The sequence below is a fragment of the Shewanella xiamenensis genome, from assembly GCF_014647135.1.
In the GTDB taxonomy this organism is placed as follows: domain Bacteria; phylum Pseudomonadota; class Gammaproteobacteria; order Enterobacterales; family Shewanellaceae; genus Shewanella; species Shewanella xiamenensis.
The window spans coordinates 127312-140028 of record NZ_BMOP01000011.1 but is presented as its reverse complement, the minus strand read 5'-3'; the positions used below and the strand labels follow the sequence as shown (position 1 = coordinate 140028).

Below are 12717 nucleotides of genomic sequence, written 5' to 3'. Positions count from 1 at the left end.
GGCGGGTAATATGAGTACGGGCGAGTGCTTCTGAGAGTTGCATAAAAAATCCGATGACATGAGGTCATCGGATTTTGATCTTTTCAGCGAGATCGTCAAGCGATCTGTCTTAACTGATCGGCATTAGGCCTAATGCCGGTATTTTTATGCCTTAAATTTGACGATCGTCAAATTTAAGATAATGATTTATATAAATTTTATTAAGATATTATCTACTTTAGCCCGTATTATTCCGCTACAATGCTGCATAATTGTTAATTCCAAAAATAATAAGGACTCCCTATGGAGATTAGACTTATATCTACCGCCATCGCCTTACTGATTGGCGGTTGCGGGGGCGGCTCTGAGGATGCGAGCACCACCACACCACCCGTTCAGCCACCGACTATCACCCAATATACCGCCAGTGCAAGTCAGGTATCGGGCGGCAAACTCACTCCCGCAAGCCAAAAGGTCGATTCGGGCAAAAGAGCCAGCTTTAGTGTTCAAGCGGACGTAGGCTTTGTACTAGAAAATATTAGTGGCTGTGGCGGTTCATTAGCCGAGTTAACTTATACCACAGCGGCGATGTCGGCGGATTGCACGATTACTCCAGCCTTTATCAGTAATGCTGAAAATGCCATTCGGCATCAAGATCATACCCTTGCCAGCGCCATTGAGCTGATTGACTTCAGCACTGCTGAACTGGCCAAAGTGGACGCTGCCCGCAAAGCGAAAATCACCCAGCTCTATCAAGGTGTAGGTAGCAGCATTAGCTGGCATCCGACCCACGACTCCATTACCTTTTCGAGCTTTATGCCGGAAAACACTTTTACCCTACTGCCATCAAATGTGGATGGCAGTGGCGCCAGTGCCGTTCGCGGCCTAGTGATGGCGGGCGAGCAACAGGGACAACGCTATGCCGCTATGGGTGGCAACTTATTTAGCGTCAACACTTCTGCGCAGACAGATATACTGTTGAAAAATCTCATCTCATGGCTGACTAAAGGTGGCGATCAACAGGATGGCCTCAGCATAGTCACGGCCCAAATGCCGAGCCGTGCCGACAGTTGGTATTTCCCCCATAACGAAGGGATCCGCACTTGGCTAAGCAAGTACTATCCCGATGCTCACAGTATCAATACCGCCAATAGCTGCGACTACAGCGCCCTCGCCAGCTGTATCGATACCTTAAAACCCGATTTAATCGTTATCAGCGATATTGACCGCGACAACCTAGGTTACGCGGGCATTCAAGCGGCGATTGCCAAAGCCAAGGCTGCGGGTATTCCCCTGCTACTCTCAAATTATCGACGCGAACAAAGCGCTATGCTCTCGCCACTCTATCTTGAGATGGGACTCTCTACCGCTGGCAACTATTGGTCCAAACTCAATGCCGATAACTTGAATGTAAGTAGCATTCTGGCCGAAGATAAAGCCCTTGAAGATGTTAAGAAACTACTGGCAAATCTGCGGGAGCAGCGCTTTGATACGCAGGTATTAAATGACTGCACAGGCAATTACTTAAGCTGTAATAGCGGCGCCTTTGTTGAGGCTTTTAAAGCGGGTGCCGACTGGTATCGCAGCAGCGCTGAAACCTTAGATATCAATGGCATTGATGTGTTTAGTCGCACTAACTTCCCACTGATAAAGGCCGGTTTACTGCTCGCCGATAAATACCGTAGTGAAATTGATTATCCCATCGCCTACAGCGAGTTCACCCAATGGCAGCAAGCGCTATTTGCCGATTGGACGGTGAGCTACGCCCGCGCCCATAACCTTGCCCAAGCCGATTTAGGGGAATATGTCACCGACAGAGCCAATCTAAGTAAAGGCACTAATGCTCACTACGGTTATCCGGCCACAGTATCAGAGCGCAAAACCATTAGCGTACCTTATACAGGTCAATGGACCAGCTCAGGCTGGTACGCCTTACCGGGACAAACCATCACGCTCAGTCGTTTGGATAGCACCAATGCCAACGTCGAAATTAAGCTAAATTATCATAGACGCAATACCAACCGCGCCTTTGAACAAAAGGTTTATCGCGCGCCGCTTGAGTTAGCGCAGCAGCGTCTTAAGCTCGCCAAAGGGCAAAGCATCGAGTTTTCAACCCCCTATGGCGGCCCGATTTATTTCTATATCAGTGGCGGCGAAGGCGCGCTCAGTGTCGATGTGCAAGCAAAAAATGTGGCTAAGCACCCAAGTATCATGGATTTTTCTAATCCTGCTGAAATCACGGCCTTCAATGACAAAATCCAAAACACTGAGCTGCCCCATGTGGATCTGCGCACCGATGGCGCTGAACAGCATTTACGCCGCGACCGTTTTATGAATGCCATTGGCGGTAAGATCCCCGATGTTACCGCCTTGCTCAAAAGCATCGTCGAGGACCATATCAATAGTGTTTACACCTTAGCAGGACTTAAGATCCAAGGTAAAAGCTTAAGTGAGTCGTTACCCGCCGAGGTGCTATCAAGCTGTCAGGCGCTGTTTGGCGCCGATTGCACCGATGCCAGTCTGCATACCCGCAGCATCATCCAACACGCTAACTATGACCAGAATGCCCAATGTGGATCGGGTTGCAGTGGGAATCCTTGGGATGCCGCTTGGAATATTTCACCCACGGGTTGGGGAGATAACCATGAACTTGGCCATAATCTGCAAACCAACCGCCTCAATGTGCAATATGCCACTGCCGCCAATAGCGATAATTGGACAGGTTATGGCAGCCGTGCAGGAGAAAACTCCAACAATATCTTCCCCTATGTGGTGCTATGGAAGACCCATTATTTGCGTGATGGTAATAGCGACATCATTAAAGATGGCCATATGAATCACAAAGATCTCTTTTATGTGTTTATGTCCGATGCCATAGGCACTAAGGATACCAGTGGCAAACGTGTAGTCTTTGGCGCTAACTGTAAAGTGTTAGATATCGGCGAAGACCGATATACCGCACCTTGGGCAAGTAATGATTATGCGGTACATAATGGCTATCGCATGGGGTTTTATATCCAAATGGCCCTCAAGGCCCATGGCATGACGCTAAGTGATGGCACAACCTTAAGTAATGGCTTTAATCTCTTTACTTTGCTGTATCAGCACAGCCGTATTTTCGGTAAATACGCTAATAACGCCAGCGATTGGGAGGCAAACCGCAGTAAACTCGGTTTTGACTTATTCCCCTTCGATGGCCATAGCGTCTACGGTGGTAAAACGGTCAGAGACATTCCTGGCAATGACTTTATGTTGGTTTCCTTAAGCAAACTCACAGGCAAAGATTGGCGCAGCCATTTCGATATGCTAGGACTGCGTTACTCTAGTCTTGCAGCCATGCAAGTCACAGCAAACGCCAGCCTTGGCACGGTACCAATGGGTATGTATGAGCTCGAAACTGATTTACCACCCGCGAATATGAGCCAAGGCTTAACCTTTATCCCACTGTCACTGAGCGATAGCAGCACACTTTGGAAAGGCACAGGCTCACCTAGCCAATGCGCGAAACCTTAATACTCTAGACATTAAAGCACTAGACGTTAAGACACTGAAAATTAAGTGCAATAAAAAATAAACCTCGCAAATGCGAGGTTTATTTTTGCCTAAAAGCGTGATCTAACGCACACAAGTTGCGAAGTGGATAGCGCACTATTTGACCTCAATAATGATATCCAATAATAAATCAGGGGTTTTCTATGGGTTATTCAATCAAAGACATTATTTATCAAGGCGAAAAGTCCGGCGTGCATAATTGGCAAACACTGTCGGGACAGAATTTTTACTGGCATCCTGACTGGCTTCATATTGCCGAGGATCTCACAGGCCATAAGGCAACAGCCAACATCCAAGCTGATGGTGATAAGGCAACCCAAAATGAAGCTGAACAAGCCATCGTTAAACACCTCAATAAAAGCTAATGGCCTGAGGCAATTGCTTTACGGGCTATTTTATCGATTAAGCCCGGTGCAATCAGCTTAAGCCAACGTCCGAGCCGGCCGCGAAGAGAAGTGATAAGCTGCCGGCCTCGGGTTGCTATCACAGGTAGCATCATGTCGGCACATTGCTCTGCGGAAAGAATTTTAGCTTCCTGCATTGGCGATTTACCGAGTGGCTTACCCGCACCATCTAAGGCTCGCTTATGGATTTGCGAAACGACAAAATCAGGGCAAATCACCGTCACGGCCACATTATCGTCAGCAAGCTCAATCCGCAGCGAATCAAAAAAACCGATAACTGCATGCTTAGACGCCGCATAACCACTACGAGTCGGTACGCCTGTTAACCCAGCCACCGAAGCCACCACCACGACCTGACCTTGGCTCGACTTTAAATAGGGTAAGGCGGCATGGGTCAAATAGGCAGGGCCTAAGTAATTAACGCGCATGATATCTTCAAGAACCGCTAGTTGGGTTAACTCATCAAAACGCGACCACATCGTCATGCCCGCATTATTAACCAAAATATCGAGACGGCCATAATGGGCAATCGTGGCTTGAATTAAGTCTTCACACTGGGAGGCACTGCTGACATCAGCGGCAAAAACAAAGGGAGTAGGACCATAGTTAGCAATTTCGAGGGCAAGTGAGGCAAGACGCGTTTCGTTGCGAGCACTCAATACAAGTTGGCATCCTACCCGCGCCATGGCAATAGCCAGCGCACGACCAATACCTTCAGAAGCCCCTGTAATAATAACCACTTTACCCGTCAGTCCATCCATAACCATATCCTTGTTACTAATATGTTAACTTCGGTTAAGGGTAAATTGGCATAATCACCTAAAAAGCGCAATCCCCTATGCGCGTTGCGCTAAGCTCATCTCAAACTGCTCACAATAACTTGCTAGAGGTTGCGGCCGTCCTATCGCATAACCTTGAGCATAGTTGATACCAATCGCTTGCAATCTATCGATAATCTCTTGGTTTTCTACAAATTCGGCGACCGTCTCAATTCCCATTACTCGGCAAACGTCTTGAATAGATTTCACGATGGCATAGTCCTTGGCATTGACGGCCAGGTTTTTAACAAAGCAGCCATCGATTTTGACGTAGTCCACGGGCAGTTCGCGTAAATAGCCGTAGGAAGCAAAGCCACTGCCAAAATCATCCAATGCAAAGGAAAAACCGAGTTTGCGCAATTGTCTGAGCATTTCCATGCCGCGGTGACGGTTTTGAATCGCAGTCGTTTCGGTAATTTCAAAGCAAACGCATTGGCTAGGAATATCAAAAATCTGCTGCTGCTTAGCAATATATTCCACCATGCCTTCGGCGCCGAGACTATTGCCCGAAAGGTTGATTGAAATGCAGTGATCCGGCCAAAGCTGCGAATTTAGCGACAGCCATAAAAAGGCTTTACGTATCACTTCTTTATCAATTTCAGGCATCAGCTTAAAACGCTCTGCGGCAGCAATAAACTGGGCAGGCGCCAAAATGCGACCACAAGGCTCTTGGATCCTGAGCAGAATCTCCATCCGTTGGCGTTTAGAACTCGCACCTAATCCTCGGATGGGCTGGTAGTAGAGCAGGAGTTCATTTTCTTCAATTGCTTGGGCAATACGCATCGCCCATTTAGGCGCATTACGCTGGTAGGTCAGTTCTTTATCTTTATCATCATAAATATGAATTTGATTGGCGCCCTTAGCTTTAGCGGCAATACAAGCGATATCGGCATCCTTGAGTAATTCCTGCGCATTGATATAGGGCGCACGTCCAAAGGCAACACCAATACTTAAGCCGACTTTGTAGTTGCAATTTTTATCGTGTAACACTTGCAACGACACCTGGGCAATAATGTGCTTTAGCAACTGCACCACGGCTAACGCCGAGCGATCGCAGATCACCAGTCCGAACTCATCCCCGCCTAAGCGAGCGAATAACTCCTGAGGCCCAAGACATGATTGAATTGCCTTAGCGACCATGGCCAGCATGCGATCACCCGCAGTATGGCCACAACTATCATTGATCAACTTAAACTGCTCTAAATCCAAATAACATACCGCAAGGCTCCTCGTTTGACCGACGAACTCGGGCAGTTGTTCTTCGAACGCTTGGCGATTAAGTAACCCGGTAATACCATCAAAGTTTGCGCGTTTTTGTAGCTGGTGCTTAAGGCGTTCTTCTTGGGTGATATCCCGCAGTACTACTACAGTACCGACAATCTCTTTTTCATGATTAAGCACGTTACTAATGCTACGTTCAATAATCCGTGGCGTTGTGGTTAACAGTTTGATTTTAGCGACTTGAGGTGTCGTTTCGCCAAGGCGAATACAGTGAAATACCGCTTGATTTAACTGCTCTCCTGCCTTTAATAAGCTAGCAAGACTCTCACCAACGGCATCACAACTGGCCACATCAAGCAGTGTTTCAGCCTTTGGATTCATGTAAATGACGTTTGCATCGATGTCGGTCAAGATAACGGCTTCAGCAATCGACTCTAAGGTTATTTTACCGCGCTCTTTCTGCTGATAAATCCTCGCGAGTAAGCTGTTTACGCGATTCGCCAATACAGATAACTCTTCATTACCCTCGCTGGTCACAGGCCGATATACACTCGCCATAGGATCAACGAGCGCTAATTGCTGCATCAAGCTATTAAGGGGCTGTAACAGGCCTGAACGCAACCAAACATAACCCAAGGCGACAATGAATACCCCCAGCAATATCACCGCAAGCGACACCCAGTCGAGACTAAGCTTTACATCTCGAAAAGGATCATCAGAAAATTCAACCTGAAGATAGATTGGTTGTTGACTAATGAGACTCGGCAGCGCAACCGAACTTGGATGTAAGGTATTATGTGTTGTTACAGCATTAGACATGCTGATCCGCGCGACAAGGGAGGTTTGGGCGTATTCCAGTAGATCGCGCTCAGTAAGTTGCCGCACTAACAGCACATACTCACCCAAATATGAAGCGACCGCAGTGACGACATATCCTTTATCGCCAATTAAATAGGCGCTGGCAAACTCAGGCTTAGCCTGCGTCGTTATCGCCTTGGCGATTTCCTGCCGATTCACATCAGCTATTGATTGCTCATTTTGAAAAACACTCTGCAAATTTCCATCTCGCAGAATAAACCAACTTAAATTGGCAGACATGGAGCTCTCAAGCCACGAAGACTCGAGGGATTTTAACTGCTCACTATCGAGATGAGCTAATGGTGAGGCATAGATGTTAGTGAGAAAACCTAACCGATCGACATCGATGCGGAACTGCTGCTGAATATTCGCCAGCTCGCGCTGTACATTATCCTGACGTAACAATTCGACCCTATGGTCAAACCAAACCCCGAGGCAATAGGAGACAAGCACAACGGCTGGTAAACAGAACCCTGCAATAAATACCAATATTTTGTTGCCTATGCGCATCTTTTACCACGGCTTACGTAATTAAATTAACAAACGGCTTTATTTAGTCCCTTATAGCGCCATGCAACATATCTCATTTGCAAATAGTATTAAATATCACTTTGCTTTATCCGTTGCTAAAGTAGGCAATAGCATGCATTTAATTGCTTTAAACGCCTTTGATTTAACGCAGCTATTCGATAAAAAAGTTTTAAAAAGTTAGATGGTAACCGAGCTCCAACGCACTAACACCGCGGAGACATACGCTATAAAGCACGCGATTAATTAATACACTCGCTAAACCACAAGTTAATACCCAATTAACAACACCCAAGTGGAAGTTTCTGACGCTGTAATAAACGCCATAAAAAACGGACCCTCAGGTCCGTTTGTTATTTAGTGCAGCTTATTTATGGTACTGCTTAGATTGAGCGTGAACCGCCTTAATAAAGGCACCTGCATGCTCTGGGTCCACATGCTGGTGAATACCATGGCCTAAATTAAACACATGGCCTGTACCTTCACCGTAGCCAGCCAGAATTTGAGCAACTTCTTCTTCGATACGTGGGATTGGTGCATATAACATGGATGGATCCATGTTGCCTTGCAGAGCAACTTTATGACCAACACGGCGACGGGCGTCAGCAATATCGACAGTCCAGTCTAAACCTAAAGCATCACAGCCCGTTTCAGCCATCGCTTCTAACCATAAACCACCGCCCTTAGTGAATAAGGTCACTGGCACTTGGCGGCCATCAGCAAAGCGAGTTAAACCATCAACAATTTTCTGCATATAACGCAGTGAGAACTCACGGTAAGCAGTGTGCGATAACGCGCCGCCCCAAGAGTCGAAAATCATTAAAGATTGCGCACCATTAGCTACCTGTGCGTTTAAATATAAGGTCACTGAATCTGCAAGCTTATCAAGCAACATATGCAATGCAGCAGGCTCGGCGTAGGCCATTTTCTTAATTTTTTCGAAGGTTTTGCTCGAACCGCCTTCAACCATGTAAGTGGCTAGAGTCCAAGGAGAACCAGAGAAGCCGATTAATGGCACTTGGCCATTCAGTTCACGACGAATCGTGCTAACGGCCTTCATCACATAACCCAGCTCATCTTCTGGGTCTGGGATTGATAATTTTTTGATGGCATCGATAGTATCTGTTGGGCGCTCAAAACGTGGGCCTTCACCCGCCTCAAAATACAGACCTAATCCCATTGCATCGGGAACAGTCAAAATGTCGGAAAACAGAATCGCCGCATCCAGCTCATAACGACGCAGCGGTTGTAGTGTCACTTCACAGGCCAATTCATGGTTTTTACATAAAGACATGAAATCACCCGCTTGAGCGCGAGTCGCTTTATATTCAGGAAGGTAGCGGCCTGCTTGACGCATCATCCAAACCGGAGTCATATCGACAGGCTGTTTTAATAGGGCGCGTAAATAACGATCATTCTTTAATTCTGCCATTTGGCTTGATTCCTAGACTTTTATTGAGATCCGCTGGGTCGGTAGTTTAGCATTTACGCGAATAATGTAACCAATATGAGATAATTTATGTGAGCTATTCCCCATCATTGCTGTCCATTTAAGCAGTTATCCTCAAAATGCTAGCCAGATAACATACTGTTTATTAATCGAACTCAAAGTCACAGTCAGACAGAAAAAAGTTGCACCAGTTCCCCGCCTTTGGTATAAAAAGTCTGCGCTAGCAAGAACAATCAAGAAGCTCGTCGCATCGAGCCTGCTATATACATTACTCGCCCAACGATAGGTTTCTATCGTTGGGCTTTTTATTTCCACATTTTTTTATACAAAACAGCTGGTTTGTCCATTTACCAATTATCGCAAATCCCGATAAAAAGGGTTGATCGAAGAGCTATTTCTCCCCTACATTAGAGTTATGTCCTAGCACTTAAATGGAATGCATCATGCTGAGAGAACTCGAAAAAGCAGAACAAAAGTGGGGCGGTTCAAATAAGCTTATAGATCAATGGCTAGAAAATCGTCGCAAACTCTTGGTGCATTATTGCCAAATTGCTGGGCTACCGCCCTACACTAATGCGGAAAAATCGCTTCCCTCTTTTGAGAACGTAAAGTCATTTTGTGATTTATTAGTGGATTACGTTTCTGAAGGTCATTTCGAAGTGTATGACCAAGTGATTAACGCCTGCGAAAAATTTGGCGCCCCTTGCAAAGCGGCTATTCAACAGGTTTTGCCTAAGATCACCCCAACGACCAACGCAGCGCTAGACTTTAACGATAAGTATGCAGAAACGCAGGACGATCAAGTGATGTATCAGCTCGATAAAGATCTCTCCGAACTGGCGCATACCATGGAAACGCGTTTCGAGTTAGAGGATAAGCTCCTCGAAGTGCTGCACAGCAAATACTCAGAGCACGCCCAGCAAGCTTAATGCGGCATGATAAGCCACGCTAAACACTGCGCTAAAGAGATGCCTGACCGATAAATAATCAATTTATCCTCTATCTTTCGTTAAGTTGCTATGTGATTGTTTGCGCATTAACAGTACAGCAAAGCATTCAATAGAAACAAAAAAGCCAGCTTTCGCTGGCTTTTTCATTATTATATCAATCGATTATACAGCTGATTGAAAGATCACTTGTGATGCTTTCTTAGTGTAAGAATCGATTTGATCGAAGTTCAAGTAACGGTAAGTGTCAGCTGCAGTTGCGTCTAACTCTTTCGCGTATTCTTGGTATTCTTCAACCGTAGGCAGACGACCTAACAGTGCTGCCACTGCCGCTAATTCCGCAGACGCTAAGTATACGTTAGCACCTGTACCTAAACGGTTCGGGAAGTTACGGGTAGAAGTAGAAACCACTGTCGCACCTTCAGCCACACGTGCTTGGTTACCCATACACAGTGAACAGCCTGGGATCTCGATACGCGCACCAACGCGACCAAAAATACCGTAGTAGCCTTCCTCGGTCAGTTGGTCTTTGTCCATCTTAGTCGGTGGTGCAATCCAAAGACGTGTTGGCAGCGTCTTAGCGAACTTGTCTAACATCTTACCGGTCGCACGGAAGTGACCGATGTTAGTCATACAAGAACCCACGAACACTTCGTCAATCTTAGTTTGCGCAACAGATGACAATAACACGGCATCGTCTGGATCGTTAGGCGCACACAGGATTGGCTCTTTGATCTCGTTCAGATCGATTTCGATCACTGCTGCGTACTCAGCATCCTTGTCAGCACTCATCAGCTCAGGATTCGCTAACCACTCTTCCATGCCTTTGATACGACGCTCTATCGTGCGACGGTCACCGTAACCTTCAGCGATCATCCACTTCAGCATAGTGATGTTAGAGTTCAGGTACTCAATGATTGGCTCTTTGTCTAACTTGATAGTACAACCCGCTGCAGAGCGTTCTGCTGAGGCGTCAGACAGTTCGAATGCCTGTTCTACTTTCAGGGTTTCTAAGCCTTCGATTTCCAGTACGCGACCAGAGAAGATGTTGATCTTACCTTTCTTCTCAACAGTCAGCAGACCCATTTCAATCGCTTTTAATGGGATAGCATGTACTAGATCACGTAGGGTGATACCAGGTTGCATCTTGCCCTTGAAGCGTACTAATACTGACTCAGGCATATCGAGTGGCATCACACCTGTCGCCGCAGCAAACGCTACTAGGCCAGAACCTGCTGGGAATGAAATACCAATTGGGAAACGCGTATGTGAGTCACCACCAGTACCAACTGTGTCTGGTAATAACATACGGTTTAACCATGAGTGAATAACACCGTCACCTGGGCGCAGTGACACACCGCCACGGTTCATGATGAAATCTGGCAGTGTGTGGTGCGTGTTAACGTCAACTGGTTTTGGATAAGCGGCAGTGTGGCAGAATGACTGCATAGTCAAATCGGCACTGAAGCCTAAACAAGCTAAGTCTTTCAGCTCGTCACGGGTCATAGGACCGGTAGTGTCCTGTGAACCTACAGAAGTCATCTTAGGCTCACAGTATTGACCTGGACGTACGCCAGCAACACCACAGGCTTTACCGACCATCTTCTGTGCAAGGGTGTAACCTTTGCCATTATCAGCGATGTCCTGTGGACGTACGAATACGTCAGACGCTGGTAAACCTAATACCGCACGTGCTTTGTCAGTTAAACCACGACCGATGATCAGTGGAATACGACCACCTGCACGCACTTCGTCTAACAGTACGTCGGTTTTCAGGCTGAACTCAGAAATCACTTCATCTGAGCCATGACGCTTAACAACACCAGCGTATGGGTAAATGTCGATCACATCGCCCATTTCCATTTTGCTGACGTCGAGTTCGATTGGTAGTGCGCCCGCATCTTCCATAGTGTTGAAGAAAATCGGCGCAATTTTGCCACCTAAGCAGAAACCACCAGCACGTTTGTTAGGTACGAATGGGATATCATCGCCCATGAACCACAGTACTGAGTTAGTCGCAGATTTACGTGATGAACCAGTACCTACAACGTCACCCACGTAAACTAATGGGAAACCTTTGGTTTTCAGTTCTTCTAATTTCTTGATTGGACCTACGCTGCCAGGTACATCTGGCTCGATACCATCACGCGCGTTTTTCAGCATCGCTAAGGCGTGCAATGGGATATCTGGACGTGACCAAGCATCGGGTGCTGGTGACAGGTCGTCGGTGTTGGTTTCACCAGAGACTTTGAATACGGTCAGGGTGACTTTGTCCGCTAATTTTGGACGGCTTAAGTACCAATCTGCATTTGCCCACGCTTCAACCACTTGTTTTGCATAGACGTTACCCGCTTCCATTTTCTCAACCACATCGTGGAAAGAGTCAAACATCAGCAAAGTGTGAGATAAGGCTTTAGCAGCTAAAGGCGCCAGAGCGGGGTTATCTAGCTGTGCAATTAGCGGCTCGATGTTATAACCACCTTGCATAGTGCCTAATAACTCAGTCGCACGTTCGGCAGACAGGATAGGTGAAGTTACAGTGCCTTTAGCTACCGCATCTAAGAAAGCGGCTTTTACGTAAGCGGCTTCGTCAACACCGGGGGGAATTCGATTTTCGAGCAGGTCAAGAATAACAGCTTCTTCACCAGCGGGGGGATTTTGAACCAATTTAACCAGTTCAGCCACTTGATGTGCATCTAATGGCTTAGGGACTACGCCCTCTGCAGCACGTTCTGCGACGTGTTTACGATATGCTTCTAGCACGGCAACATTCCTCTTTGTTTGGCGCTCTAACAACGAAACTGCACGTCTTCTCAATTGAAGCTGACAGTCCGACATGATCGACCCGTATTTCCGGCCAGCAGTATACTACAGCTTTGCAAAAGTATGAATCAGGTCACACTCGGCAAAAGACGAAATAAGGGCTAAATCCGGAGGTGCAACTCAACTTACGGCAACAA

7 protein-coding genes are annotated in these 12717 nt (G+C 46.7%); 3 read left to right on the top strand and 4 right to left on the bottom strand.

The genetic code is table 11. From position 1 onward, the window contains the following. Nucleotides 1-282: 282 nt before the first annotated feature. Nucleotides 283-3492 (top strand): ImpA family metalloprotease, encoded by a 3210-nt coding sequence (locus tag IEY09_RS11700; RefSeq protein ID WP_188871175.1) that lies wholly within the window; start codon nt 283-285, stop codon nt 3490-3492. A 182-nt stretch (nt 3493-3674) separates the two neighbouring features. Then, the gene (locus IEY09_RS11695; protein WP_037413589.1) at nt 3675-3896 is read left to right on the top strand and encodes a hypothetical protein; all 222 of its coding nucleotides are present in this window, start codon (nt 3675-3677) and stop codon (nt 3894-3896) included. Here IEY09_RS11695 and IEY09_RS11690 read toward each other — a convergent pair. The 3 genes from IEY09_RS11690 to hemE all read right to left on the bottom strand — a co-directional run bounded on the left by IEY09_RS11690 (nt 3893) and on the right by hemE (nt 8792). Continuing rightward, the gene (locus tag IEY09_RS11690; protein WP_037413590.1) at nt 3893-4696 is read right to left on the bottom strand and encodes an SDR family oxidoreductase; all 804 of its coding nucleotides are present in this window, start codon (nt 4694-4696) and stop codon (nt 3893-3895) included. The two genes, IEY09_RS11695 and IEY09_RS11690, sit on opposite strands and share 4 nt — an antisense overlap. Nucleotides 4697-4771: 75 nt before the next feature. After that, entirely contained in the window at nt 4772-7342 is a 2571-nt protein-coding gene (gene pdeB, locus IEY09_RS11685) for a cyclic di-GMP phosphodiesterase PdeB (RefSeq protein ID WP_188871173.1), read from the bottom strand. 385 nt (nt 7343-7727) lie between these two features. Next, complete coding sequence (gene hemE / locus IEY09_RS11680; protein ID WP_037413592.1) at nt 7728-8792, bottom strand: uroporphyrinogen decarboxylase; 1065 nt, start codon at nt 8790-8792, stop codon at nt 7728-7730. A 461-nt stretch (nt 8793-9253) separates the two neighbouring features. On the opposite strand from hemE, the gene rsd reads away from it, so the two are divergent. Then, nucleotides 9254-9739: a sigma D regulator gene (rsd, locus tag IEY09_RS11675; RefSeq protein WP_086023981.1), complete on the top strand. Its 486-nt coding sequence runs from the start codon at nt 9254-9256 to the stop codon at nt 9737-9739. Between the two features lie 183 nt (nt 9740-9922). Here rsd and acnB read toward each other — a convergent pair whose 3' ends face one another. Then, nucleotides 9923-12520 (bottom strand): bifunctional aconitate hydratase 2/2-methylisocitrate dehydratase, encoded by a 2598-nt coding sequence (gene acnB / locus IEY09_RS11670; protein WP_188871171.1) that lies wholly within the window; start codon nt 12518-12520, stop codon nt 9923-9925. Nucleotides 12521-12717: the final 197 nt, after the last annotated feature.

Excerpts from the sequence above, each read along its gene's own strand:
- IEY09_RS11700 (WP_188871175.1), top strand. The coding sequence starts at position 283 with ATGGAGATTAGACTTATATCTACCGCCATCGCCTTACTGATTGGCGGT.
- IEY09_RS11695 (WP_037413589.1), top strand. The coding sequence starts at position 3,675 with ATGGGTTATTCAATCAAAGACATTATTTATCAAGGCGAAAAGTCCGGC.
- IEY09_RS11690 (WP_037413590.1), bottom strand. The coding sequence starts at position 4,696 with ATGGATGGACTGACGGGTAAAGTGGTTATTATTACAGGGGCTTCTGAA.
- pdeB (WP_188871173.1), bottom strand. The coding sequence starts at position 7,342 with ATGCGCATAGGCAACAAAATATTGGTATTTATTGCAGGGTTCTGTTTA.
- hemE (WP_037413592.1), bottom strand. The coding sequence starts at position 8,792 with ATGGCAGAATTAAAGAATGATCGTTATTTACGCGCCCTATTAAAACAG.
- rsd (WP_086023981.1), top strand. The coding sequence starts at position 9,254 with ATGCTGAGAGAACTCGAAAAAGCAGAACAAAAGTGGGGCGGTTCAAAT.